Genomic DNA, 25,058 nt, shown 5'->3' with positions numbered 1-25,058 from the left:
CCGAAGGCCCCGGCGCGGAGCTCACTGCACGCAGAACTCGTTCCCCTCCGGATCGGCCATCACCACCCACTCGCTCCCGGCCTCCTTCACCTCCCGCAGCACGCTCGCGCCGAGCCCCGTCAGCCGCTCCACCTCGGACGCCCGCTTCCCCTCGCCCGGGTGCAGGTCGAGATGGAGCCGGTTCTTGACCGACTTCTCCTCCGGGACCCGCTGGAACAGCAGCCGCCGGCCGAGACCGGTGCCGCTGTCCTCGTCGTACGGATCGTCGGGATGCCGTACGGCGACCAGGTCACGGAAGGCGAGCCGGGCGTGGAACTCGACGGTGGCCTCGCGGGGGAGGGCGCCGAGCTCCAGCAGACGCTGGATCAGGGCGTCGTTGTCCTCGATCTCGTACCGCAGCGCGGCGGCCCAGAAGTCGGCCTGCGCTTGAGGGTTTCCGGCATCGATGACGAGCTTCCAGTGCACAGGAGTCATGCGTCCACTTATAGCGCCGCCCACTGACAAAGCCCGGCAGCACGGCCGCTAGACCGCCTCCGCCGCCCGGTGGTCGTACGCCTCCCGCGCCGCCGCGATCTCCCCCTGATGCACCTCCGTCCACGTCACCAGCGACTGGATGGTGGCGTGCAACGTCCCGCCCAGCGGCGTCAGTTCGTACTCCACGCGCGGCGGCACCACCGGATGCACGGTCCGTTTCACCAGCCCGTCCCGCTCCAGCTGCCGCAGTGTCACGGTCAGCATGCGCTGGCTGACGCCGTCGATCTCCCGGCGCAGTTCGGTGAAGCGGAGCCGACGGTTCTCCAGCAGGGCGATGACAAGAAGCGACCACTTGTCGGCGACCCGGTCGAGGATCTGCCTTACCTGACAGTCCTCCCGGGTGTCCCATTGGAAGGGGTCGGCGTCGCCGTAGTCCACGGTGCTCTCGCAGTAACCAGGTGACTTCGAAGTGCCTTCTTCCATGTCTGTCGATGCTGCCGGAGGCTGGGGGTGGTTACAAGAGGGAACTGACCCTCATTCGGGTAACCGCCCCCCTATTTACGGAGCATTGCCATGGGCACGCGCGCGTGGGCGCTGTTACTCGTTCTCTGCGGAACGGTCTTCCTGGAGGGCGCCGACATCGCGATGATGGCGATCGCGATCCCGTCGATCAGGTCCGACCTCGGGCTCGCGACGGACACCGCGGCGTGGGTGATGAGCGCCTATGTCCTCGGCTACGCCGGCTTCACCCTGCTCGGCGGCCGCGCCGCCGACCTGCTCGGCCGCCGCCGGATGTTCCTGCTCTGGCTGGCGGTCTTCCTCGCCTTCTCCGGCCTCGGCGGGTTCGCGACCGAGGGCTGGATGCTGATCGTCGCCCGTTTCGTCACCGGGGTGGCCTCCGCGTTCATGACACCGGCCGCACTGTCCCTGATCACGACCTCGTACCCGGCGGGCCCCCAGCGCGACAAGGCCCTCCTCGTCTACGCCGGTACCGGTGCCGGCGGCTTCTCGCTGGGCCTGGTGATCGGCGGCCTGCTCACCTCGCTCGACTGGCGCTGGGTGTTCTTCGCCCCGGTGCTGATGGCGGGCGCGCTGCTGGTGGCGGCGGTGCGGGTGATTCCGCATCAGGACGCCACGCGGACCGGGCGCGGGAGCTTCGACCTGCCCGGCACGATCACCGTCGCCGGCGCCATGCTGCTGGCCGCCTACACCGTCGTACGACTGGAACACGGCCTGCACGGCTGGCCGCTGACGGCGGCATCGGCCCTCGCGGCGCTCCTGCTCGCCGTGCTCTTCGTGGCCGTCGAACGCCGCTGCGCGAACCCCCTGGTCCGGCTCGGCATCCTGCGCGAGGGGCCGGTGGCCCGCGCCAACGTCGGCATGATGCTCTTCGTCGGGGCCTTCTTCGGCTTCCAGTTCGTCGTGACGCTGTATCTGCAGGAACTGCGCGGCTGGTCGGCGCTCCAGACCGCGATCGCCCTGGTGATCATGGGATGCGACGCCGTGCTGGCGCCCACGCTCACCCCGCGGCTGGTCGCGCGGTTCGGGCACGCGCGCGTGATCGTCGTCGGCTTCGTGCTGGCGGTGGTGGCGTACGGGCTGTTCCTGCCGGTCGGCATGGACTGGCCGTATCTGGCGATGCTGCCGACGCTGTTCGTCGCGGGCACCGCCTTCGCGCTGGCGTACGGGCCGCTGACGATCGCGGCGACCGAAGGGGTGAACGATGCCGAGCAGGGGCTGGCCGGCGGGCTGCTGACCACCTCCAGCCAGTTCGGCTCGGCGGTCGGGATCTCGGCGGTGACGGCCGTCTACGGCTTGGCTTCCACCGGGTCGGGGCCGGAGGCGACGCTCTCCGCGTTCCGTACGGCGCTCGTGGTGCCCGTCGCGATGGTGGTGCTGGGCCTGCTGGTCTCCGCCCTGAGCCTGCGCGCCGTGCGCAGCGCGTCCCAGGTGAGCAGCGACAGCGCCAGCCAGACCAGCGAGAAGCCGGCCCAGCGCTCCGGCGGCATGGCCTCGTGGAAGTAGGTGATGCCGAGCAGGAACTGGAAGACCGGCGCTAGGTACTGGAGGAGACCGAGGGTGGAGAGGGGCACGCGGATGGCCGCCGCGCCGAAGCAGATCAGGGGGAGCGCGGTGACCAGGCCGGTCCCGGCGAGCAGGGCGGCGTGCCCCGGGCCCTCGGTGACGATCGTGGCGTCGCCGTGCGCGGTCAGCCACACCAGATAGCCCAGCGCGGGCAGGAACTGGATCGCGGTCTCGGCGGCCAGCGATTCGAGCCCGCCTGAGGTTGACCTTCTTCTTCACCAGGCCGTACGTGGCGAAGGAGAAGGCGAGAACGAGTGAGATCCACGGCGGACGTCCGTACCCGACGGTGAGCACGACCACGGCACCCGCACCGACGGCGACCGCCGCCCACTGCACGGGCCGCAGCCGCTCCTTCAGGAGCAGCACGCCCATCGCGATGGTGACCAGGGGGTTGATGAAGTAGCCGAGGGAGGCCTCGACGACCCGTTCGTTGTTCACGGCCCAGATGTAGACGCCCCAGTTCACGGCGATCGTGGCCGCGGCGACGGAGACGAGCGCGAGCCTGCGCGGCTGCCGCAGCAGCTCACCGGCCCACTTCCAGCGTCGTACGACGACCAGCGCCAGGGTGACGACGAGGAAGGACCAGGCCATCCGGTGGGCGAGCACCTCGGCCGATCCGGCGGGCTTCAGCAGGGGGAAGTAGAGCGGGAACAGCCCCCACATCCCGTACGCGGCGAAGCCGTTCAGCAGTCCTATGTGCCGCTCGCCCCTCGGCTTCCCGCTCACGGGCCCTCCCTCTCACGTCGACCTCGCCTGCACGAAGGTAACGCCGAGCACCCCCGCCTGTCATGCCCGTATCGCTATACGGTCATGACAGGCGGGGGTCGGAGGCTCAAGGGCCCTTAGGGGAGTGATCAGCCCTTGAGCGCGACGGCGACCGCCTCGGACAGCGGGGTGGTCGGCCGGCCGGCGAGCCGGGAGAGGTCGCCGGAGGAGACGACGAGCTCGCCCTTCGCTATGGAGGCGTCCACGCCCGCGAGGGTGGCCGCCAGCGGCGCGGGCAGCCCGGCGCCGGCCAGGATGCCGGTGTACTCCTCGACCGAGACGGCGTTGTAGGCGATCTCCTTGCCGGTCTGGCTGCTGAGCTCGGCCGCGTACTCGGCGAAGCTCCAGGCCTCGTCGCCGCCCAGCTCGTACGTCTGGTTCTCGTGGCCCTCGCCGGTCAGCACGGCGACCGCGGCGGCCGCGTAGTCGGCGCGCGAGGCGGAGGAGACCCGGCCCTCGCCGGCGGCCTGGGTGACGGCGCCGTACTGGAGGACGGGGGCGAGGTTCTCGGTGTAGTTCTCGTGGTACCAGCCGTTGCGCAGCAGCGCGTACGGCAGGCCGGAGGCGAGGAGCGCCTCCTCGGTGCCGCGGTGGTCGTCGGCGAGCGCGGCGGTGAGGGAGCCCGGGGCGCTGGTGTACGCGAGCAGGGCCACGTCGGCGGCCTTGGCGGCGGCGATGACGACCTTGTGCTGGTTGACCCGGCCCTTGTCGAACTCGTTGCCGGAGATCAGCAGCACCTTGTCGCCGGAGGCGAAGAGGCTGCCGAAGGTCTCGGGAGCGTTGTAGTCCGCGATCGCGATCTTCACACCCTTCGCCGCGAGGTCGGCGCCCTTCTCGGCGCTGCGGACGACGGCGGTGACCTGGTCGGCGGGCACCTTCTCCAGCAGCTGCTCGATGACGTGGCGGCCCAGGTGTCCGGTGGCTCCGGTGACGACGATGCTCATGATGTGCGATCTCCTTGTGGGGTGCGGTGACGCTAACCCTAGGTGGTGCGCTAACTCTTGGAAAGTACCCACTTTGAAGTAAGGTACTGGCATGGCAGTAAGTAGCGTGGAGACGAACGCCGAGGCGATGTGCCCGCACCGCCTGGTCCTGGAGCACGTCACCAGCCGCTGGGGCGTCCTGGTCCTGATCGCCCTCCTGGACCGCTCGTACCGCTTCAGCGAGCTCCGCCGCGAGATCGGCGGCTTCGGCCGCGGCGTCAGCGAGAAGATGCTCACCCAGACCCTCCAGACGCTGGAGCGGGACGGCTTCGTGCACCGGGACGCCAAGCCGGTGATCCCGCCCCGCGTCGACTACTCCCTCACCGACCTGGGCCGCGAGGCGGCGGAACAGGTACGGCGGCTGGCCGTGTGGACGGAGACGCGGATGGGGGCGGTGCAGGAGGCGCGGGAGGGGTACGACGCGCGGAAACGGGCCTCTGAGCAGGAATGACGCAATCGCTCGGGGCCTGCCGAACGTATGCCGACGGCGCTCGCCGGGCACATACATGACAGGGCGTTGGTCGACACGAGCGGTACGTCCTTCCATGCGCCCCCTTTCCGCCTCCCACGCCGACTTGAGCCGCCCGGCATGCTGGGGGCGGGGCGTTGTGCCCAACCGTGCGCCGGTCCAGGAGGTTGCTATCCGACGCCCGGACGCCTGACTCGGGGGTTGGCCTTGGACGCAGAGAATCCGGACGCGCGAGGGAACGATTCAGCAGCGAGCGGAAGGTCCGAGGAGTGGGCGGAGAGGCTGGTTCATCAGCTGGCCCTTCTCGCCAAGGAGATCAGATATGCCAACCTGATCCAGCTGCACCGCATCTCGGTTGAGCAGATGGAGCACGGGATGGCGGATCCTGCTCTGGCGGATGCCGTCAGCACCTTGTCGGGTCTCACGGAGCGTGAGCGTCGTCAGATGATCCATGTCAACGCGCGATACCACGGCATCGTGCTCCAGTATCGCGTAGAGGCCATGGGCTGGAACGAACTGATGGGGCACCTGAGGGTGTTGTGCCGGAATCCGATCTTCGATCGCTATTGGGAACTGACCCGTGATCATCGCCGGAGCTTGCCCCGCGGATCACTTGAAGCCCGTGTGGGGAAGGCGGTGGATGTGGTCGTGCAAGGCCTTCGCGAGGAGCCCGAGGTGTGGTGGGTCGTGGCGCACCCGGACGAGCCGTCGCCCTGAGAGATTGCTTTCACTCCAAGTGGCATAACTCTTCACCCCTAAGGCCTAACTCCGTTTAAAATGACGTGTCTTGGGGCGACTGTGCCGGTTGTGCCGCACGACCATGGCTCCATCCCGTCGAAGAGGCTCTCCGCGTGCACAACGAACCCCCCGCCGTCCGTATCCTCCGACGCATCGGTGACTCACCACGTCAGCGGGGAAGCGTCACGAACGAGACGTGCCCCGACCTCTTCGAACTGAGCGACGGAAGCTTCGCCGTCATCGGAACGGACCGCACCGAGGAACTGGACGCCCTGCTTCCCGAAGACGCCGCCCGCGCCGATTACGAGCGGATCGTCGTGATCACGCGAGACACGCTGTTGCGCGCCAAGCGAGACATCCCCGACGCCTGAGCGCACGGGGCTGGGTCCCCCAGTGAGGTAGGGACACTCAGCCCTTCGGTTTGCACATCCGTCGATACGCCCCCTTTCCGCTTCCCCCCTCCGGCTTGCACGCTGGAGGCGCGAGCGTTGTCACTCGGCGGAATGGGGGTAGGCCATGGCGGTGCCGGACCAGGGCGAGCCGATACTGGAGGCGCTTCAGCAGGTCACTCACCAGCTCGGACGGATGGCGGACGGGTACGAACGGATAGCAACGGAACTGCATCGGGCGAACCTGATTCAGCTGCATGGCTATTTTCTGGGTCGGCTCGACCGGGCGATCGACGACCCGCCACTCGCTGCTTCTCTGAGCGCCCTCACCGATCTGCCTGATGAGGAACGTCGACAGACGCTCAATGCCAATGCGCAGTACGGGTTGATTCTCCTGGCATACCGAGTCGGCTCCATCGACCGGGGTGAACTTCTCGGATCTTTGCGGTGGTTGCTGGGCAGCCCAGTCTTCTCGAAGTACTGGGAACGGACGGCTGAGACACGTCGGGGCCTGCCCGAAGACTCCCTTGAGGCGAGGATCGGTAGAGCGGTCGATGTCATCAGGGACGAGCGACTCGAGGACCTTGACGAGTGGTGGGTTGTGGACCCTGAGTCCACGGGCGAGTGAGGGGCTTCACGTGTACGACAAGTTCGCATGCATCCCCCGGATCATTAGGCGCCTGGGCGATCCGACTCAGCAACGTGGCAGCATGCGCGGCGAGACCTGCCCCGATCTCTTCGAGCTGAGTGACGGCAGCTTCGCGGTCATCGGTACGGATCGCACCGAAGAACTGGATGCGCAGCTGCCGGCGGACGCCGCCCGCGCCGACTACGAACGCATCGTCGTCATCACGCGAGACACCCTCCTCCGCGCCAAGAGAGACATCCCCGACGCCTGACGCCGAGGGCCCGGATGCCGTACCGCATCCGGGCCCTCCGCATGTTCGCAGACCTTCAGCCGACGACCGTCCAGGTGTCGCCGCCCGCGAGCAGCGCCGCCAGGTCGCCCTTGCCGTTCTGTTCGATCGCCGCGTCCAGCTGGTCGGCCATCTGCGTGTCGTAGACGGGGCGTTCGACGGAGCGGAGGACACCGATCGGGGTGTGGTGGAGGGTGTCCGGGTCGGCGAGGCGGGAGAGGGCGAAGGCGGTGGTCGGGGACGTGGAGTGGGCGTCGTGCACCAGGACCTGGGACTCGTTCTCCGGCGTGACCGTGACGACCTTCAGGTCACCCGTCGCCACGTCCCGGACCACGCCGCGCGAGCCGTCGGCGCCGAAGCGGATGGGCTGCCCGTGTTCGAGGCGGATGACCGCTTCCTCGGCCTGCTGCCTGTCCTTGAGGACTTCGAAGGCGCCGTCGTTGAAGATGTTGCAGTTCTGGTAGATCTCGACGAGGGCCGTGCCGGGGTGGGCGGCGGCCTGGCGCAGGACCTCGGTGAGGTGTTTGCGGTCGGAGTCGACCGTGCGCGCCACGAAGGATGCTTCCGCGCCGATGGCCAGTGACACCGGGTTGAAGGGGGCGTCGAGGGAACCCATCGGCGTCGACTTCGTGATCTTGCCGACCTCGGAGGTGGGGGAGTACTGGCCCTTGGTCAGGCCGTAGATCCGGTTGTTGAACAGCAGGATCTTGAGGTTGACGTTGCGGCGCAGGGCGTGGATGAGGTGGTTTCCGCCGATCGACAGCGCGTCCCCGTCGCCCGTCACCACCCACACGCTCAAGTCCCGCCTGGACGTGGCGAGTCCGGTCGCGATCGCCGGCGCGCGGCCGTGGATCGAGTGCATGCCGTACGTGTCCATGTAGTACGGGAAGCGGGACGAGCAGCCGATGCCGGAGACGAAGACGATGTTCTCCTTCGCCAGGCCTAGTTCCGGCATGAAGCCCTGGACCGCGGCGAGGATCGCGTAGTCACCGCAGCCGGGGCACCAGCGCACTTCCTGATCGGACTTGAAGTCCTTCATGGACTGCTTGGCCTCGGCCTTGGGGACGAGGGAGAGTGCCTCGATCGTGCCCGTGCCTTCCGTGGACGTCTCAGCCATCGATGGCCTCCTTGAGAGCCGTGGCGAGCTGCTCGGCCTTGAACGGCATGCCGTTCACCTGGTTGTACGAGTGGGCGTCGACCAGGTACTTCGCCCGGATCAGCGTGGCGAGTTGCCCGAGGTTCATCTCGGGGATCACCAGCTTGTCGTAACGCTTCACCACCGTGCCGAGGTTCCGCGGGAACGGGTTGAGGTGGCGTAGGTGCGCCTGCGCGATGGACTCCCCGGCGGTCCGCAGTCGCCGTACCGCCGCCGTGATAGGTCCGTAGGTCGAGCCCCAGCCCAGGACGAGGGTGCGTGCCTCGTGCGGGTCGTCGACCTCCAGATCCGGTACGTCGATGCCGTCGATCTTGGCCTGGCGGGTGCGGACCATGAAGTCGTGGTTGGCGGGGTCGTAGGAGATGTTGCCGGTGCCGTCCTGCTTCTCGATGCCGCCGATACGGTGCTCAAGGCCCGGCGTGCCCGGGATCGCCCACGGGCGGGCCAGGGTCTGAGGATCGCGCTTGTACGGCCAGAAGACCTCGGTGCCGTCGTCCAGGGTGTGGTTCGGCCCCTGGGTGAACTGCACCGTCAGGTCGGGGAGTTCGTCGACCTCCGGGATCCGCCAGGGCTCGGAGCCGTTGGCCAGATAGCCGTCCGACAGGAGCATCACTGGCGTGCGGTACGTCAGTGCGATCCGGGCCGCCTCCAGCGCCGCGTCGAAGCAGTCCGCGGGCGTCTTCGGCGCGATCACCGGTACCGGCGCTTCGCCGTTGCGGCCGAACATCGCCTGGAGCAGGTCCGCTTGTTCGGTCTTGGTCGGCAGGCCGGTGGAGGGCCCGCCGCGCTGGATGTCGATCACCAGCAGCGGCAGCTCCAGCGACACCGCCAGACCGATCGTCTCCGACTTCAGGGCGACACCCGGGCCGGAGGTGGTGGTCACGGCGAGACTGCCGCCGAAGGCCGCGCCCAGCGCCGCCCCGATGCCGGCGATCTCGTCCTCGGCCTGGAAGGTGCGGACACCGAAGTTCTTGTGACGGCTCAGCTCGTGCAGGATGTCGGACGCCGGTGTGATCGGGTACGAGCCCAGGAACAGCGGCAGGTCCGCCTGGCGGGACGCGGTGATCAGTCCGTAGGACAGGGCCAGGTTCCCGGAGATGTTGCGGTAGGTGCCGGTGGGGAAGGCGGTGGCGGCGGGTGCGACTTCGTAGGAGACGGCGAAGTCCTCGGTGGTCTCGCCGAAGTTCCAGCCGGCGTGGAAGGCGGCCAGGTTCGCCTTCATGATCTCGGGTTTCTTGGCGAACTTGGTCTTCAGGAAGCGTTCGGTGCCCGCGGTCGGCCGGTGGTACATCCAGGAAAGGAGGCCGAGCGCGAACATGTTCTTGCTGCGTTCGGCCTCTTTGCGGCTGAGGTCGAATTCCTTGAGGGCCTCGACGGTCAGCGTGGTCAGCGGCACCGGGTGGAGGCTGTAGCCGTCCAGGGAGCCGTCTTCCAGCGGCGAGGCCGCGTAGCCGACCTTCTGCATGGCCCGTTTGGTGAACTCGTCGGTGTTGACGATGATCTCGGCGCCGCGTGGCAGGTCGCCGATGTTGGCTTTGAGGGCGGCCGGGTTCATCGCGACCAGCACGTTCGGTGCGTCGCCCGGGGTCAGGATGTCGTGGTCGGCGAAGTGCAGCTGGAAGCTCGACACACCCGGCAGGGTTCCGGCGGGTGCCCGGATCTCGGCGGGGAAGTTCGGCAGTGTGGACAGATCGTTGCCGAAGGTCGCTGTCTCGGAGGTGAAACGGTCACCGGTGAGCTGCATACCGTCGCCCGAATCGCCCGCGAAGCGGATGATCACCCGGTCCAGCCGGCGGACGTCCTTGGTCCCTGCCGGTTTGCGCTGCTCTCCCACGACGGCTTCGTCGGCCTGCTCCGCTGGGCTACTGACCTGGCTGGTCACTGAACTGGACCTCCTTCGAGGCAGCTGTCCGGGACAGGCACTCCCGCAGGCCCGCCCTGGATCAACCCTACGTCCGTAAGGGTCGCCTTCCTGTGGCCAATCGCATGATGGACACGATTTTGAGACGGTTCGCCGCCCTGACTTGTCATGATTTACTCGCCCCCCGGCGCTTCCCTACAAGACGCTCCCCGCTGACGTTCGGTTCTGGACCCGCTGATCGGGTGTCACCCATATGGCTCACACGGTGTCAGAGCGTCAGGAGTTCAGATAGGTGAGGACCGCAAGAACCCGTCGGTGATCCCCGTCACTCGGGGAGAGGCCCAGCTTCAGAAAGATGTTGCTGACGTGCTTCTCGACGGCGCCGTCGCTCACCACGAGCTGGCGTGCGATCGCCGAGTTCGTCCGGCCCTCGGCCATCAGCCCCAGCACCTCCCGCTCCCGCGGGGTGAGTCCCGCGAGCACGTCCTGCTTGCGGCTGCGGCCCAGCAGCTGCGCGACGACCTCGGGGTCCAGCGCCGTACCGCCCCCGGCGACCCGTACCACCGCATCCACGAACTCACGAACCTCGGCTACCCGGTCCTTGAGGAGATAGCCGACGCCGGTACTGGAACCGGCGAGCAGTTCCGTCGCGTACCGCTCCTCCACGTACTGCGACAGCACCAGGACCCCGAGTCCGGGATGAGCCTTCCGCAGCTGTACGGCGGCCCGCACCCCTTCGTCGGTGTGCGTCGGCGGCATCCGCACATCGGCGACGACGACATCGGGCAGCTCCCCCTGTGCGTCCAGCTCGGTAATGGTCTTGACCAGTGCCTCACCGTCGCCGACGCCGGCGACGACGTCGTGCCCACGGTCGGTCAACAGCCGGGTCAGCCCTTCCCTGAGCAGAACCGAATCCTCGGCGATGACCACCCGCACCCTGTCCTCCACGATCCTCGTCCCCCCACAGCCCGCCCCGGTGCCCGACTCCCCGACGGACGAAGTCCAGCATTCCAGCATTCGCACCCTGGTGCGCCGGGGCGGCGGGAATCAAGGGGAATACGTGCACGGCACGGCTGGTTTCGGCCTCCGGCCAGGCCTGTTGTCGATCATCCGGTGCCGATGTCGACGGGGCCCGTAGCTTTCAGCCCGTCTGGGGCTGCCCCCTCTGGGGGAGCGGCGGCAGCCCCTGGGGACGGGAACGGGTGAGGGCGGCGGAGGCGAAAACCCCCGCCGCCCTCACCTGGGCGCCCGCTCACCCCAACGCCCGCTCCCCCCGCCAAGGCAGCTCCGCCGTGACCCGCGTGGGCCCGCCCACCGGCGAATCCACCACCAGAATCCCGTCCACCGCACCCAGCCGCTCCGCCAGCCCACCGAGCCCGGACCCCGCGGCAGCGTCGGCGCCCCCCACCCCGTTGTCCACGACCTGGAGCATCAGCCGGTTCTCCACCCGCCACACATCCACGGCCGCCCACGTCGCCCGCGAATGCTTGCTGATGTTCTGCAGCAGCTCCGACACCGTGAAGTACGCGATCCCCTCGATCGCCGGCGCCGGCCGCGCCGGAAGATCCACCTCCACCTGCACCGGCACCGTGCACCGGGAAGCCACCGAGGACAACGCCGCGTCCAGCCCGCGATCCGTCAGCACCGCCGGATGAATCCCGCGCGCCAGGTCCCGGAGCTCCTGCAGGGCCGTCTTCACCTCGCCGTGCGCCTCGTCCACCATCCGAGCCGCGGCCTGCGGATCCTCCGTGAGCTTCTCCTTCGCCAGCCCCAGATCCATCGCCAGCGCGACGAGCCGGGCCTGCGCCCCGTCGTGCAGATCGCGCTCGATCCGCCGCAGATCCGCCGCCGCCGTATCCACCACGACCCCCCGGTCGGACTCCAGCTCCACCACCCGCGTGGCCAGCCGGGACGGCCCGAGCAGCCCGTGCACCATCACCCGGTCCACCATCGTCAGCGCCCGCACGATCCACGGCGTGGCCAGCGTGAACAACAGCCCCACCAGCGCGGTCACCGCGATCTCGAACGGGTTGTCGAGATAGATGTGGTGGGTCTGGTCGCCGTACAGCTCAAGCCCGTCCTGGCCGCCGTACACCGGGAAGAGCCAGAACCACAGCGGATACGTCAGCAGCGCCCATCCGTACACCCAGAAGTTCACGGCGACGACGAACGAGAACACCGCCCACGGCAGATGGATCACCGAGTACAGCAGCGTCCGCCAGGACGTGCCGCTCTTCAGCACGGCCCCCATCCACGCCAGAAACCCGTTCCCCCGCATCCTGAGCGGCTCCGGATCGGCGACATCGAGCTCCAGCAGCCCCCGCGCCCGCGCCCGCTCCAGCGCCCCGAACCCCCGGCACCCGGCCAGCCCCGCCGCCAGGACCGGGATCCCGAGGAACGTCACCAGCAGCCCGGCGCCGATGGCCACCATCGTGACGGCGTACGTGAACAGCACGATGCTGATCGGCAGGCCCAGCAGCACATATCCGAACTCCCGCCAGGTCCGCCCCTCGAACGGCGCCCGCAGCCCCGTCGGCAGCCGGCGCCGCCGCGTCTCCTCGTCGAGGAACCCGTAGCTCTGTCCGTAGTCCGTGGCCATCGGCGTCGTCCTTCTCTCGTCCCCCGCCCGGGGTGTCTGGAGTGCGGTCTCGCTGTCGTACCTCCACCCTGCTGCGCCGCAGGTCGGCGGACCATGGAGTCCGTCGGCGTCTTGGGAGGGGGGTTTTCCCTACCTACGGCCCGCGTCGAACGACCGGTCCCGCCACGGCAGCTCCGCCGTCACCGTCGTAGGACCGCCCGGCGGGGAGTCGATGACGAACAGGCCGTCGACGGCGTCGAGACGTTCCGCGAGGCCCTGCATACCGGTGCCGCCGTCGAGGCGGGCGCCGCCGCGGCCGTCGTCCCACACCTGGATGAGCAGCCGGTCCTCCGTGCGCCACACGTCCACGGACGCGGTCCTCGCCCCGCTGTGCTTGCTGACGTTCTGCAGCAGCTCGGACACCGTGAAGTAGGCGATGCCCTCGATGGCCGCGGCCGGTCTGGCGTTCAGATCGGCCGTCACCTTCACCGGCACCGTGCAGCGCGAGGCGACGGAGGACAGGGCGGCATCGAGCCCGCGGTCGGTGAGTACGGCGGGATGGATGCCCCGCGCCAGATCCCGCAGCTCCTGGAGCGCGAGCTTCACCTCGCCGTGCGCCTCCGAGACCATCGCCGCCGCGTACTCGGGGTCCTCCAGCAGCTTCTCCTTCGCCAGACCGAGCCCCATCGCCAGATTGACCAGCCGGGCCTGTGCCCCGTCGTGCAGATCGCGCTCGATCCGCCGCAGATCGGACGCGGCCGCGTCCACCACGACCCCCCGGCCCGACTCCAGTTCGGCGATCCGCCGTTCCAACTCGTCGGAGGGCGACAGCAGCCCGCGCACCATCGCCCGGTCGGCGTTGGTGAGGCCACGCGCGATGAACGGCAGCACCGGCCACAGCACGAACAGCGAGGTCAGCGTGATGGTGAAGGTGAGGATGCCCCAGGGAAGCCGGATGAAGTCGTACAGGATCGTGCGCCAGCCCACCGGATCCTTCAGCATCATCCACAGCTGCTGGAAGAAGCCCGAGTTGCTGCTCTTCAACGGCAGCGGACTCGGCTCGTCGATCCGCACCCCGAGCAGCTTCCGGGCCCGCGCCCGCTCCATCGCGCCCAGCTTCCGCGCACCCATCAGCCCCGCCGCGAGCACGGGGAACCCGATCACGGTCACCGTCAGCATGAAGCCGGTGAACAGCACTGTCGTCACATAGACGAACCCGATCAACGCCACCGGAAGGTTGACGAGGAGATGCGTGATCTCCTTCCAGGTGTGCGCGTCGTAGGCGAACCGGACCGGCGGAAGCGGCGCGGTGGCCTCGGCTTTCCGTTCGGGTGAGTATCTGGGGCGTTCGGTCATATGGGCTAGCGTGCCGCGCGGCGCGCCGCGGCGCCATGAGGCGAGCCGCCGCGATCCCCTGGGGAAAACCCCACCCCGGCGGGTTCAGCCGTGACGGGCTGCTTACGGTCCCATTAGCAGGCCCTAGACTCCCGTGCGTACAGATCGTCGAACAGCGGGTGTCCAGCATCTTCGGTGTGTTCACAGGGAGCGAGGGGTCGGACGTGCCGGAACAGACCGTCGGGTCGACCGTCGTCGTTGCGGCGGACTACTTCCAGTCGTACTCGGTCGTCGGACTGCTCGCCGTCGTCGGCGTGCTGTTCGTCGCCGTGGCCTTCGGCGCGGCCCGCCTGCTGCGCCCCGTCGTCCCGACCCCCGAGAAGCTCCTGACGTACGAGTGCGGCGTCGACCCCGTCGGCGAGGGCTGGGCACACACCCAGGTCCGCTACTACGTCTACGCCTTCCTCTACGTCATCTTCGCCGTCGACTCGATCTTCCTGTTCCCGTGGGCCACGGTCTTCGCCGCCCCCGGCTATGGCGCGGCCACGCTCGTAGAGATGTTCATCTTCCTCGGCTTCCTGGCCGTGGGTCTGCTGTACGCATACAAGAAGGGCGTCCTGACATGGACGTGACCCCCTCGGAACCGGTGCTGCTCCCCGAGCCGAAACGGCTGGGCGCCCTGGCCCGCCTCGCTCCCGAGCCGATGAAGGTGGTCCTCAACTGGGGCCGCCGCTACTCGCTCTGGGTCTTCAACTTCGGCCTCGCCTGCTGCGCGATCGAGTTCATCGCCGCGTCGATGGCCCGCCACGACTTCATCCGCCTCGGAGTGATCCCCTTCGCACCGGGCCCCCGCCAGGCCGACCTCATGGTCGTCTCCGGCACGGTCACCGACAAGATGGCCCCGGCGGTCAAACGCCTCTACGAGCAGATGCCCGAGCCCAAGTACGTCATCTCCTTCGGCGCCTGCTCCAACTGCGGCGGCCCCTACTGGGACTCGTACTCCGTGACGAAGGGCGTCGACCAGATCATCCCGGTCGACGTCTACGTCCCCGGCTGCCCACCCCGCCCCGAAGCCCTCCTCCAGGGCATCCTCAAACTCCAGGAGAAGATCGCCCGAGAGTCGCTGGGGGAGCGGTACGGGGTGACCGGGGGGCGGGCGTCGACGGCGGCGCTGCAGAGCGGGTTGGTACGGGGGCCGGCGGCGACTTCGGGAGTGCCGACCGGATCGGATTCGGACGGGGCTTCGGGCTCGGCGGCCGGGTCGCCTCCGGGCGACGGTTCGGGTTCGGAGTCGGCTTCGGGCCTCGCTTCAGGTACGTCTTCTGATCCCGCCTCGGGCTCGGCTTCCGGCCCCGCCTCGGGCTCGGCTTCCGGCCCCGCCTCGGGCTCGGCTTCCGGTTCGTCCGACGGCCCGGCGTCCCGGGAGGAACGATGACCGCGGTCGGCTGGCTGCCCGCCCCCGCCGAGGAACTCTTCGGCGCGGAGGCCACGGCCGAGGAGTCGTACGAGGTCCTGACGGTGGACGTGCCGCCGACGTCCTGGATCACGGCGCTGGAGACGGCACGCGACGAACTGGGCTGCACCTACTTCGACTGGCTGAGCGCGGTCGACGAGCCGGGCACGGGCTTCCGCGTCGCCGTACACCTCGCGGCCCTCTCACCGGTACGCCGCCTGCTGCTGCGCACCACCGTCCCGCACGAGTCACCGACCCTGCCCAGCGCCGTGGACGTGTTCGCGGGCGCGGCCTGGCACGAACGCGAGACGCACGAAATGTTCGGTGTCGTCTTCGAGGGTCACCCCGCCCTGGACCACCTCCTCCTCCCCGAGAACTTCGAGGGCCACCCCCTGCGCAAGGACTTCGTCCTGGCAGCCCGGGTCGCCAAGGCCTGGCCCGGCGCCAAGGAGCCGGGCGAGTCCGACCACGGCGGCCCCAAACGCCGCCAGATGCTCCCCCCAGGCGTCCCCGACCCGAACGAATGGGGCCCCCTGAAAGGCCAGCTCCCCCCAGCCCCGACCCGCCCCGCCCGAGCCTCCGGAGCCCGAGCGACGGGAACCGGGGCAGCGGGAGAACGCCCGGCCCGAGCGGCCGGCGAACGCCCCGTACGTCGCGCTCGCACCGCGGCTGCGGGTTCGGCGAGTCAGGCGGAGGGGGCCGCGACTCCGGCTGCCGCGCCCCGCCGTGCCCGCACTGCGGCGGAGGGCTCAGCGAGCCAGACGGAGACCCCCTCGTCTGCGGGCACGCCGACGACTGGGCCACGCGGTGCCGGTACGCCGGCCGAGGACTCGGCGAGTCAGGCCGGGGCAACGGCAGCTGAAGGCTCGGCAAGCCAGTCGGAGACGTCCGCCCCTTCGGGCACGGCGGCCGGGCCGCGTCGCGCTCGTACTGCCGCGGAGGGTTCCGCAGGCCAGACCGCCGCGACCCCCGAGCCTCCGGCACCGGGCACCGACGACGCTCCGTCGGGCACCGGCACGCCGACCGGACCGCGTCGTGCGCGAAGCGCGAGCTCGGGCTCGGCGTCCCAGCGCCCCGGACCGGCCACCGCCCCCTCCGGCCCACGCCGATCCCGCAGCGACTCAGACGGCTCCGCGACCCAACGGACCACACCCGACGCCCCGTCATCGCCCGCCCCGACCCAGGACACCCCGAGCGCCGAGGCCACACCCCCGAAGCCCGCCACGGCCCCCCGCAGCCCCGACGCCCCGTGGCACCACGCCCGCCCGGCCTTCGACGAGCCGGCAACCGACCAAAAGCCCGAGGCCACACCCCTCCCGGAGCCCGAGACCCGACCCGAGCCCGGAACCCAGTTCCAGCGGGAGACCGAACCGCGCACTGGGCCCGAACCGTCCACTGCGCCCGAACCCTCCACCGGGCTGGAACCGCGCACGGAGCCGCAGCCTCGACCAGAGGCCGAACCGCGCCCACAGGTCGGGCTGCACCGGGAGGCCGAGCCAGTGACTCAGCCGCGGCCGACGCCCGAGTCGGAGCCGGAGGCCGAGGTGGATTCTGAGCCGGGGCCGGAGCCCTCTGAGCCGGGGCCGGTGGCCAAGCCGCACCCGGAGTCGAAGGCTGAGCCGGAGGCCCCGCCCACCGTGGCCCCCACCCCCGATCCCGCCCCGGCTCCGGCCCCCGAGGCCGACTCCACCCCCGCCCCCGAAGAACCCCCGGGAACCTCCGTAAAGCCCGAAGCCCCCGAAGCGCCCGAAGACCCCGCACCTCGCGAAAACCCCGCAACTCCCGAGAACCCCGCAGGAGGCCCGCAGTGAACGACGCTCTCGACGTCGCCCTGCGACTCCTGATCGTCTTCGTCGTCTTCCTCACCTTCCCCCTGATCGTCGGCCAGACCGAACACAAGGTCATGGCTCACATGCAGGGCCGCCTCGGCCCCATGTATGCCGGCGGTTTCCACGGCTGGGCCCAACTCGTCGCGGACGGCGTCAAGTTCGTACAGAAGGAAGACGTCGTACCCGCGGGCGCGGACCGCCGTATCTTCCAACTCGCCCCCGCAGTCGCCCTCCTGCCCTACCTCCTGGTCCTCCTCGCCATCCCCATCGGCCCCGGCGAGGGCGCGGTCGGCGAGGTCGTCGACGCCGGCGTCTTCTTCGTCCTGGCCGTCATGGGCGTAGGCGTCCTCGGCTCACTCATGGCCGGCTGGGCCAGCGCCAACAAGTTCTCCCTCCTCGGCGGTCTCCGCACCGCCGCCCAACTCCTCGCCTACGAACTGCCGATGCTCCTGACCGCCGCCTCCGTCGCCATGGCGGCCGGCACGGTCTCCCTCCCCGGCATCGTCGACGCCTTCGAGTGGTGGTGGCTGCCGTGGCAGATCGTCGGCGCGATCGTCTTCTTCGTCGCCGGCCTCGCCGAACTTCAGCGCCCGCCCTTCGACATGCCGGTCGCCGACTCAGAGATCATCTTCGGCGCGTACACCGAGTACACCGGCCTCCGCTTCGCTCTGTTCCTCCTCGCCGAGTACGCCGGGATCGTCGTCCTCTGCGGCCTGACCACCGTCCTCTTCCTGGGCGGCTGGCACGGTCCGTGGGGCGCCGACGGCCTGGGCTGGGTCTGGACCCTGCTGAAGGCCGCGCTCCTCGCCTTCCTCGTCATCTGGCTGCGTGTGACCTATCCCCGCCTGCGCGAGGACCAGCTCCAGAAGCTCGCCTGGACCCTCCTCGTCCCCCTCTCCCTCGCTCAGATCGCCCTCACCGGCATCGTCAAGGTGGTGATCTCCTGATGGCCGAGTCGCTCCCGCCCACCCGGTCCCGGTTTCCCGGCGCCGGCCTCGCCAAGGGCCTGGCCGTCACCCTCCGGACGATGACGAAGAAGACCGTCACCGAGCAGTACCCCGACGTTCAGCCCGACCTCCCGCCCCGCACCCGCGGTGTCATCGGCCTGTTCGAGGAGAACTGCACGGTCTGCATGCTCTGCGCCCGGGAGTGCCCGGACTGGTGCATCTACATCGACTCCCACAAGGAGACGGTCCCGGCTGCCGCCCCCGGCGGCCGTGAGCGCAGCCGCAACGTCCTCGACCGCTTCGCCATCGACTTCTCCCTGTGCATGTACTGCGGTATCTGCATCGAGGTCTGTCCTTTCGACGCCCTGTTCTGGTCCCCGGAGTTCGAGTACGCCGAGACCGACATCCGCGAACTCACACATGAACGCGACAAGCTCCGCGAGTGGATGTGGACCGTCCCGGCCCCGCCGGCCCTCGACCCCGCGGCTGAGGAGCCGAAGGAGATCGCGGCCGCCCGCAAGACCGCCGAGAAACTGGCAACGGCCCAGGCCGAACCGACCGAGCCCCGGTCCGGGCCGTCGACCGGGCCGACCGCACCCGAGGGAGGTGCGTCATGACCCTCGCCGCAGCCCTCGCCACGGCCACCACGGCGCACGCGACGCCGGCCAAAGCTCACGCCACTGTCATCGCCGCCGCCACCGAAACCCACGGGTTCCTCTCGCCGACCGGCGTCGAGATCGCCTTCCTCCTCGTCGGCCTGGTCACCTTCGGGGCCGCCCTCGTCACCGTCACCACCCGGCAGCTGGTGCACGCCGCCCTGTGGCTGGTGGTGACCCTCGGCGGTCTCGCCGTCGAATACCTCCTGCTCACCGCGGAGTTCATCGCCTGGGTGCAGGTCCTCATCTACGTGGGTTCCGTTGTCGTACTCCTCCTCTTCGGTCTGATGCTCACCAAGGCGCCCATCGGCCGCTCCCCGGACGCCGACTCCGGCAACCGCTGGGCGGCCCTCACAGTCGCTGGCGCCTCGGCCGCCGCCCTGGTGTGGGTCGTCGTCGACGCTTTCCGCGCGACCTGGATCGACCTGGACGGCCCCGCCGCCGGCTCCACCGAGGCCACCGGAGCGAGCCTCTTCCAGAACTGGGTCCTCCCCTTCGAGGCCCTCTCCGTCCTCCTCCTCGCCGCACTGGTCGGCGCGATCGTCCTGTCCCGCAAGGCGAAGGCGGAGTCGAGCTCTCCCCCTGTGAACTCCCGGACCACGACCGGTAGTTCCCCATCCGCACCGAATTCCCGTAATCACCCGATCGGGCGAAACAGGCCGGTCGAGCGAACCGAACCGCCCGAGCCCAGCGCCCCCGCCGAGCACACCACTCCGGCCGAGCCCGGCACCCCGGCCGAGCAGGAAGGCGCCCGCTGATGCACCTCGCCTATCCCGCCGTACTCTCCGCCCTCCTGTTCTGCACCGGCCTGTACGGCGTCCTCGCGCGCCGCAACGCGATCCTGGTCCTGATGTCGGTCGAGCTGATGCTCAACGCCGTCAACCTCAACCTGGTCGCCTTCGACGTCTGGCTCAGCAGGACCGCCGAGGAGACCCTCCACTCCGGCCAGGCCCTGACCCTGTTCACCATCGCCATCGCCGCCGCCGAGATCGGCATCGGACTGGCGATCGTCCTCGCCGTGCACCGCAACCGCGGCACCTCGGACATCGACAGACTCCGCGACACCGCCGAGGGCCACGAGCCCGACCACGCCGACGACTCCGACACCCCCGCGGCCGAGAAGGCTGAGGCCACCGCGTGACCACCACCACCCTCGCCGTCCTCGTCCCCCTCCTTCCGTTCCTGGGCGCGGCCGCCGGCCTGCTCCTGGGCCGTACGGCCCCCGGCTTCGTCCGTCCGCTCGCCGTCCTGCCGGCGCTCACCTCCCTCGTACTGGCCGCCGTGGTCGCCGTACGCCAGGGCGGCGACGAGGCCGTGAACGCCGCCACCGAGCTCACGCCCACCGGCTCGATCCCCATCGAACTCGCCCTGCACATCGACGGCTTCGCCGCCCTGGTCGCCGTGCTCGTCGGCCTCGTCGCCACCTGCGTGCAGATCTACTCGACGGGCTACCTGCGCGACGACCCGCGCTACCCCTCCTACGCCGCCCTCGTCTCCCTCTTCACCGCCGCGATGCTCCTCGTCGTCTACTCCGGCGACCTGATGGTGCTGCTGGTGGGCTGGGAGATCATGGGCATCTGCTCGTACTTCCTGGTCGGCCACTACTGGGAGACCCCGGAGGCCCGCGCCGCCTCCATCAAGGCCTTCCTGGTCACCAAGCTCGGCGATGTCCCGTTCCTCATCGGCCTGTTCGCGCTCGCCACCGACGCCGGCTCCTTCCGCATCACGAAGGTCCTCGGCGCCGTCGCGCACGACGGGCTCGACCACCCGACCCTGATCGCCCTGCTGCTCCTGGCGGGCGTGGCCGGAAAGTCGGCGCAGTTCCCGCTGCACACCTGGCTCCCGGACGCGATGGCGGGCCCGACGCCCGTCTCCGCGCTCATCCACGCCGCGACCATGGTCGCCGCCGGTGTCTACTTCATCGCCCGTCTCCTCCCGGTCTTCGAGGCCTCGCGGGCCGCAATGACGGTCCTCGCCGTGATGGCCGCCGTCACGATGGTCGGCTCGGCGCTCGCCGCACTCGCCCAGGACGACATCAAGCGCGTCCTCGCCTACTCGACGATCGGCCAACTCGGCTACATGACCGGCGCCCTCGCCGTCGGCGACCGCGGTGCCGCCGTCTTCCACCTCCTGTCGCACGGCGCCTTCAAAGCGCTGCTGTTCCTCGCGGCCGGCGTGGTCATCCACGCCGCCGGCACCAACTCGCTGGCCGCCATGTCCCGCATGGGCCACCTCCGCGACCGCGTGCCGGACGCCTTCTGGACGATGACCGTGGCGCTCCTCGCGCTCGCCGCGATCCCGCCCTTCAGCGGCTTCTTCTCCAAGGAGTCCGTCCTCGGCGCCGCCGAGCACGTCGCCACCGGCCACACCGAGCACGTCCCCGGCGCCGCCGGCTGGCTCGTCCTCGTCGCCGGTCTGCTCACGGCCCTGCTCACCGCGGCGTACGCGACGCGTCTGTGGCTGCTGGCCTTCCACGGCCGGGGTGCGGAGGCCCCCGACCACGGCCGCCAGCCGCTCACCATGACCACGGTCCTGTGGGTTCTCGCGATCCCGTCCCTCGCCGTCGGCGCACTCGCCTACCGCGTGCTCCCGGACTGGTTCGACGGCAACGCCCTCGCCCCGACCCTCACCACGTCCGTCGTCGGCACCGGAGTCGCCCTGGTCGGCGGCATCGTGACCTACGCCGCCTGGCGGCGCACCACCGCGTTCGCCGCCCGCGTCCCGCTGGGTGCGGTCGCCGCCCATCCGGACGGTGACGCCGGACTCGTCGAGGCCGAGGCCATCGCCAGCCACGAGCCCGCGTACGGAGACGTGGCCTACGCACCCGACCCCTCGGACCCGGGCCGCCTCCTGCTCGGCCCGCTGCACCGGCACGCGGCAGTCGGCTTCCACCTCGACGCCGTGTACTCGACCCTCTTCGTCCGCCCGGTCCAGGCCGGTGCCACCCTCGTCCGATTCCTCGACCGCGAGGTCGTCGAGACCTACGTACGAGGCGCGGGCGCTCTACCCCGTCTGCTGGGCACGGTCGTACGGCGTGCCCAGACAGGAAATGTGCAGACCTATGTGAGCGCGCTGCTCGCCGGCACCGTCGTCCTGGTGGTCGCCGCCGTCCTCGTCGCCACGGGAGCGTGAGCAGGCGTGATCGATATCAACGAGTCCGTGATGCAGTTCCTTCTGGCATTCCTCGTCGTCGGCCCGCTCCTCGGCGCGGTCGCCGCTCTCCTGCCGGCCCCGCCGGGACTGAAGGGGAAGTCGCCCGAACAGGCGGTGCTGCGGCACGGCGTGACCGTGACCGGCGTGGTTCTCATCGCCGCGATCGTCCTCGCGCTCGGCTTCGACCACGACACCCCGGTCAAGGCACAGCAGATGCAGGCTACGACCGACATCAGCTGGATCCCCGCACTCGACGTGCGGATCCACCTCGGCATCGACGGCATCTCCCTCCCCCTTCTGGTCCTGACCGCGCTGCTGACCTTCCTCTGCGCGCTCTACTCGTACTTCAAGATGCCCGCGGGCCCGACCCCGAAGGCCTTCGTCGCGATGCTGCTCGTCCTCGAGTCCGGCACGCTCGCGACCTTCGCCGTCCTCGATCTGCTGCTGTTCTTCCTCGCGTTCGAGATGGTGCTCATCCCGATGTACTTCCTCATCGCCCGCTGGGGCGGCGAGGGCAGGACCCAGGCCGCCTGGCGGTTCATCCTCTACACGCTGCTCGGTTCGGTCGTCATGCTGCTCGGCCTGCTCCTGATCGGGATCAAGGCGGGCACATTCGACATGGTGGCACTCGCCACTGACAACGGCCGGTCCCTCACCTCATCCGTGCAGGTCATCGCGGTTCTGGCGATCGGGATCGGGCTCGCGGTGAAGACCCCGATGTGGCCCCTGCACAGCTGGCTGCCCGACGCCCACACCGCCGCGCCGACCGTCGGCTCGGTCCTGCTGGCCGGCGTCATGCTGAAGATGGGTACGTACGGGTTCGTCCGGATCCTCCTCCCCGTCGCGCCGGACGGTTTCCGCGACTTCGCGCCCTACCTCGCAGCCTTCGCCGTCGTCGGCATCATCTACGGATCCCTGGCCTGCCTCGCCCTCGCCAAGCAGGGCGCGAAGGGCGACCTCAAGCGCCTCATCGCCTACTCGTCCGTCGGCCACATGGGCTTCGTCCTGCTCGGCATCGCCACGATGACCCCGACCGGTGTGAACGGCGCCCTGTTCGCCAACATCGCCCACGGCCTCATCACCGGCCTCCTGTTCTTCCTGGTCGGCGCGCTGAAGGACCGTACGGGCAGCACCGACCTCGACGCCCTCGCCGAGCAGACCGGCGCCGCGCTGTACGGCAAGGCCCCGCGCCTCGGCGGCCTGCTCGCGTTCGCCGCGGTCGCCTCCCTCGGACTGCCGGGCCTCGCCGGGTTCTGGGGCGAGATGCTGGCGCTGTTCGGTGCGTTCGACCCCGCAGAGGGCCTCAGCCGCCCGGCGTTCCTCACGTTCATGGCGATCGCGGCCTTCGGCACCCTCCTCACGGCCGCCTACCTCCTCGTCGTGGTCCGCCGCGTCTGCATGGGCGCCGTACCGCCGGACGCCCCGAAACTCGCCGACGTCCACACGTACGAGTTCGCGGCCTGGACGCCGCTCGTCGCCCTCACCGTCGTGGCCGGCCTATGGCCGAAGGCCCTCCTCGGTCTGACCGACCCGGCCGTACAGCAGCTGCTCGCAGGAGGCACCCGATGAGCTCCCTGGCCTCCATGGCCCAGCCGATGGCCGCGAACCTCGTCCAGTCCGTCGACTGGCTCGCCATCGCACCGCCCACCATCGCGGCGGTCGTCGGCCTCGTCGCCCTCGTCGCGGACCTCTTCATCGGCGACCACAAGAAGGCGCTGCTCGGCTGGCTGTCCGTCGCGGGTCTCGCCGCCTCCACGGCGATGCTGCTGCCCCTCCTGGACGGCGACCGCGCCACCTTCTGCCTGACCGGCGCTCCCGACGTCTGCAGCTACACCGCGGACCGCTTCACCCTCGTCCTGCAGCTCCTGGTGCTCGGGGGAGCGTTGCTGACAGCGCTCCTGTCCGTCACCGCCCTCAAGGACGCCGACAAAGGACTCCCCGAAGGGGAGTACTGGTTCCTGCTGCTCTCCTCCGCCGCCGGTGCCGCCCTCCTGCCCGCCTCGCGCGACCTGGCGACCCTGATCGTCGCCCTGGAGGTCGCCTCCCTGCCGGCCTTCGCCCTCGTCGGCCTGCGCCACGGCGACCGCAAGTCCTCCGAAGCGGCCCTGAAGTTCTTCCTGTCCTCGGTCACCGCGACCGCGGTCAGCCTCATGGGCATCAGCTTCGTGTACGCCTCCACCGGCACCCTCTACCTGACCCAGATCGCCGACCGCATCCAGAACGTCGACGGCCAGCTTCACACCCTCGCCCAGACCGGCGTCGTCCTCACCCTCGTCGGCTTCGCCTTCAAGACGGCCGCCGTCCCCTTCCACTTCTGGGTCCCGGACACCTACGTAGGGGCGCCGCTCCCCATCGCCGCCTACTTGTCGGTCGTCGGCAAGGCGGTCGGCTTCTCAGGCCTGATCCTCGTCACGGTCGTCGCCCTCCCGTCGTACGCCGACGTCTGGGGCCCGGCGCTCGCGGCACTGGCCGCCCTCACCATGACCGTCGGTAACGTCGGCGCCCTCCGACAGCAGGCCACGCGTGCGTACAGCGCCGTACGGCTGCTCGCCTGGTCCTCCGTCGGCCAGGCCGGCTACCTCCTCGTGCCGATCGCCGCCGCCGCGTACTCCGACGACGCCGAACGCTCCGTCGGCTCCACCGTCGCCTACGCCCTCATGTACGCCGCCGTGAACCTCGGTGCCTTCGCGGTGGCGGCCCTGGTCGGCCGTACGAGAGCCCTCAACCGCCTCACCGACTACCGCGGCCTGTACGCCTCGAACCCCCTGGCCGCCCTCCTCCTGGCCTTCTTCCTGCTCTGCCTCGCCGGACTGCCGCCGGGCATCATCGGCCTCTTCGCGAAGGTCACCGTCTTCTCCGCGGCCGTCGACGCGGGCCTCGGCTGGCTCGCCGTGGTCATGGCCGCCAACGTCGTGATCGCGCTGTTCTACTACCTCCAGTGGACGGCCCTGCTGTTCCGCGCCCCAGAAGGCGAACCCGCACGGCACCGGATCCCGGCCCCGCTCACCGCGGCCATCGCCCTCACCGGCGTCCTCGGAATCGCCCTGTCGGGCGCGCCCCAGCTGATCCTGCGCTTCACCGACACCGGCCTCTTCTGAGCCCACGGCCGGACAACTTCCGAGCCCTCACCCGGACGGCCCACGTCCGCCTCCGTACGCACAAGGGAACTAGCTGCTCTCGCCTGGCGTTGACAAGAACAGGAGGGTCCACTGGTGGTGACACCAGAAGGACCGCAGATCAGCACGCAAAGGGTTCCCCTGCTGCACGACT

23 protein-coding genes and 2 pseudogenes are annotated in these 25,058 nt (G+C 69.8%); 16 read left to right on the top strand and 9 right to left on the bottom strand.

Annotated elements, in window-relative coordinates; translation table 11 throughout:
• Nucleotides 1-21: 21 nt before the first annotated feature.
• The gene (locus QF037_RS20175; protein ID WP_307027183.1) at nucleotides 22-474 is read right to left on the bottom strand and encodes a VOC family protein; all 453 of its coding nucleotides are present in this window, start codon (nucleotides 472-474) and stop codon (nucleotides 22-24) included.
• A 48-nt stretch (nucleotides 475-522) separates the two neighbouring features.
• Complete coding sequence (locus QF037_RS20170; RefSeq protein WP_307027181.1) at nucleotides 523-957, bottom strand: winged helix-turn-helix transcriptional regulator; 435 nt, start codon at nucleotides 955-957, stop codon at nucleotides 523-525.
• 90 nt (nucleotides 958-1,047) lie between these two features.
• Here QF037_RS20170 and QF037_RS20165 point away from each other — a divergent pair, with 90 nt between their 5' ends.
• The gene (locus QF037_RS20165; protein ID WP_307027179.1) at nucleotides 1,048-2,499 is read left to right on the top strand and encodes an MFS transporter; all 1,452 of its coding nucleotides are present in this window, start codon (nucleotides 1,048-1,050) and stop codon (nucleotides 2,497-2,499) included.
• Nucleotides 2,500-2,814: 315 nt separating this feature from the next.
• Here QF037_RS20165 and QF037_RS51015 read toward each other — a convergent pair.
• Both QF037_RS51015 and QF037_RS20155 read right to left on the bottom strand, forming a co-directional pair.
• Nucleotides 2,815-3,222, bottom strand: a pseudogene (locus tag QF037_RS51015) (EamA family transporter); the annotation flags it as partial.
• Between the two features lie 191 nt (nucleotides 3,223-3,413).
• Nucleotides 3,414-4,268, bottom strand: coding sequence for an NAD(P)H-binding protein (locus QF037_RS20155; RefSeq protein ID WP_307027176.1), 855 nt, complete (start codon nucleotides 4,266-4,268; stop codon nucleotides 3,414-3,416).
• 91 nt (nucleotides 4,269-4,359) lie between these two features.
• Here QF037_RS20155 and QF037_RS20150 point away from each other — a divergent pair, with 91 nt between their 5' ends.
• The 5 genes from QF037_RS20150 (at nucleotide 4,360) to QF037_RS20130 (ending at nucleotide 6,802) form a co-directional block, all read left to right on the top strand.
• The gene (locus QF037_RS20150) at nucleotides 4,360-4,758 is read left to right on the top strand and encodes a winged helix-turn-helix transcriptional regulator (protein WP_307027174.1); all 399 of its coding nucleotides are present in this window, start codon (nucleotides 4,360-4,362) and stop codon (nucleotides 4,756-4,758) included.
• Nucleotides 4,759-4,983: 225 nt separating this feature from the next.
• Nucleotides 4,984-5,493, top strand: coding sequence for a DUF6082 family protein (locus QF037_RS20145; RefSeq protein WP_307027172.1), 510 nt, complete (start codon nucleotides 4,984-4,986; stop codon nucleotides 5,491-5,493).
• A 134-nt stretch (nucleotides 5,494-5,627) separates the two neighbouring features.
• On the top strand, nucleotides 5,628-5,885 hold the full coding sequence (locus QF037_RS20140) for a hypothetical protein (protein ID WP_307027171.1): 258 nt from the start codon (nucleotides 5,628-5,630) through the stop codon (nucleotides 5,883-5,885).
• Between the two features lie 145 nt (nucleotides 5,886-6,030).
• On the top strand, nucleotides 6,031-6,531 hold the full coding sequence (locus tag QF037_RS20135; protein ID WP_307027169.1) for a DUF6082 family protein: 501 nt from the start codon (nucleotides 6,031-6,033) through the stop codon (nucleotides 6,529-6,531).
• An 82-nt stretch (nucleotides 6,532-6,613) separates the two neighbouring features.
• Nucleotides 6,614-6,802 (top strand): hypothetical protein, encoded by a 189-nt coding sequence (locus tag QF037_RS20130; protein WP_307037269.1) that lies wholly within the window; start codon nucleotides 6,614-6,616, stop codon nucleotides 6,800-6,802.
• A 55-nt stretch (nucleotides 6,803-6,857) separates the two neighbouring features.
• Here the strand turns inward: QF037_RS20130 and QF037_RS20125 are convergent, their stop codons facing one another.
• The 5 genes from QF037_RS20125 to QF037_RS20105 all read right to left on the bottom strand — a co-directional run bounded on the left by QF037_RS20125 (nucleotide 6,858) and on the right by QF037_RS20105 (nucleotide 13,771).
• Complete coding sequence (locus QF037_RS20125) at nucleotides 6,858-7,937, bottom strand: 2-oxoacid:ferredoxin oxidoreductase subunit beta (RefSeq protein ID WP_307027167.1); 1,080 nt, start codon at nucleotides 7,935-7,937, stop codon at nucleotides 6,858-6,860.
• On the bottom strand, nucleotides 7,930-9,858 hold the full coding sequence (locus QF037_RS20120; RefSeq protein WP_307027165.1) for a 2-oxoacid:acceptor oxidoreductase subunit alpha: 1,929 nt from the start codon (nucleotides 9,856-9,858) through the stop codon (nucleotides 7,930-7,932). Before QF037_RS20120 ends, QF037_RS20125 begins: the two co-directional genes overlap by 8 nt.
• Nucleotides 9,859-10,113: 255 nt before the next feature.
• Complete coding sequence (locus QF037_RS20115) at nucleotides 10,114-10,773, bottom strand: response regulator transcription factor (RefSeq protein WP_307037267.1); 660 nt, start codon at nucleotides 10,771-10,773, stop codon at nucleotides 10,114-10,116.
• Nucleotides 10,774-11,089: 316 nt separating this feature from the next.
• On the bottom strand, nucleotides 11,090-12,436 hold the full coding sequence (locus tag QF037_RS20110) for a sensor histidine kinase (protein WP_307027163.1): 1,347 nt from the start codon (nucleotides 12,434-12,436) through the stop codon (nucleotides 11,090-11,092).
• A gap of 129 nt (nucleotides 12,437-12,565) precedes the next feature.
• Entirely contained in the window at nucleotides 12,566-13,771 is a 1,206-nt protein-coding gene (locus tag QF037_RS20105) for a sensor histidine kinase (protein WP_307027161.1), read from the bottom strand.
• Between the two features lie 203 nt (nucleotides 13,772-13,974).
• On the opposite strand from QF037_RS20105, the gene QF037_RS20100 reads away from it, so the two are divergent.
• The 10 genes and pseudogenes from QF037_RS20100 to QF037_RS20055 all read left to right on the top strand — a co-directional run bounded on the left by QF037_RS20100 (nucleotide 13,975) and on the right by QF037_RS20055 (nucleotide 24,886).
• Nucleotides 13,975-14,382, top strand: a complete 408-nt coding sequence (locus QF037_RS20100; protein ID WP_307027159.1) for an NADH-quinone oxidoreductase subunit A — start codon at nucleotides 13,975-13,977, stop codon at nucleotides 14,380-14,382.
• Nucleotides 14,373-15,038 (top strand): annotated as a pseudogene (locus QF037_RS20095) (NADH-quinone oxidoreductase subunit B); the annotation flags it as partial. The gene QF037_RS20100 and the pseudogene QF037_RS20095, both read left to right, overlap by 10 nt.
• Before the next feature lie 143 nt (nucleotides 15,039-15,181).
• Nucleotides 15,182-17,014, top strand: coding sequence for an NADH-quinone oxidoreductase subunit C (locus tag QF037_RS20090; protein ID WP_307027156.1), 1,833 nt, complete (start codon nucleotides 15,182-15,184; stop codon nucleotides 17,012-17,014).
• Nucleotides 17,011-17,979, top strand: a complete 969-nt coding sequence (locus QF037_RS20085; protein ID WP_307027154.1) for a complex I subunit 1/NuoH family protein — start codon at nucleotides 17,011-17,013, stop codon at nucleotides 17,977-17,979. Before QF037_RS20090 ends, QF037_RS20085 begins: the two co-directional genes overlap by 4 nt.
• Entirely contained in the window at nucleotides 17,979-18,596 is a 618-nt protein-coding gene (locus tag QF037_RS20080) for a NuoI/complex I 23 kDa subunit family protein (protein ID WP_307027152.1), read from the top strand. Before QF037_RS20085 ends, QF037_RS20080 begins: the two co-directional genes overlap by 1 nt.
• Nucleotides 18,593-19,393 (top strand): NADH-quinone oxidoreductase subunit J family protein, encoded by an 801-nt coding sequence (locus QF037_RS20075; protein WP_307027151.1) that lies wholly within the window; start codon nucleotides 18,593-18,595, stop codon nucleotides 19,391-19,393. The genes QF037_RS20080 and QF037_RS20075 overlap by 4 nt, the downstream gene beginning before the upstream one ends.
• Complete coding sequence (gene nuoK, locus QF037_RS20070) at nucleotides 19,393-19,776, top strand: NADH-quinone oxidoreductase subunit NuoK (RefSeq protein ID WP_307027149.1); 384 nt, start codon at nucleotides 19,393-19,395, stop codon at nucleotides 19,774-19,776. Before QF037_RS20075 ends, nuoK begins: the two co-directional genes overlap by 1 nt.
• Nucleotides 19,773-21,767 (top strand): NADH-quinone oxidoreductase subunit 5 family protein, encoded by a 1,995-nt coding sequence (locus tag QF037_RS20065; protein ID WP_307027147.1) that lies wholly within the window; start codon nucleotides 19,773-19,775, stop codon nucleotides 21,765-21,767. The genes nuoK and QF037_RS20065 overlap by 4 nt, the downstream gene beginning before the upstream one ends.
• A gap of 6 nt (nucleotides 21,768-21,773) precedes the next feature.
• Nucleotides 21,774-23,357 (top strand): complex I subunit 4 family protein, encoded by a 1,584-nt coding sequence (locus QF037_RS20060; protein WP_307027146.1) that lies wholly within the window; start codon nucleotides 21,774-21,776, stop codon nucleotides 23,355-23,357.
• Nucleotides 23,354-24,886 carry an NADH-quinone oxidoreductase subunit N gene (locus tag QF037_RS20055; protein ID WP_307027144.1) on the top strand — a complete coding sequence of 511 codons (1,533 nt, stop codon included), beginning with the start codon at nucleotides 23,354-23,356 and terminating at the stop codon, nucleotides 24,884-24,886. Before QF037_RS20060 ends, QF037_RS20055 begins: the two co-directional genes overlap by 4 nt.
• Nucleotides 24,887-25,058: the final 172 nt, after the last annotated feature.

It is taken from the genome of Streptomyces canus (assembly GCF_030815415.1).
GTDB lineage: Bacteria > Actinomycetota > Actinomycetes > Streptomycetales > Streptomycetaceae > Streptomyces > Streptomyces canus_F.
Note: the sequence above shows the minus strand (reverse complement) of the source record. Positions and strands in the feature narration are given on the sequence as shown.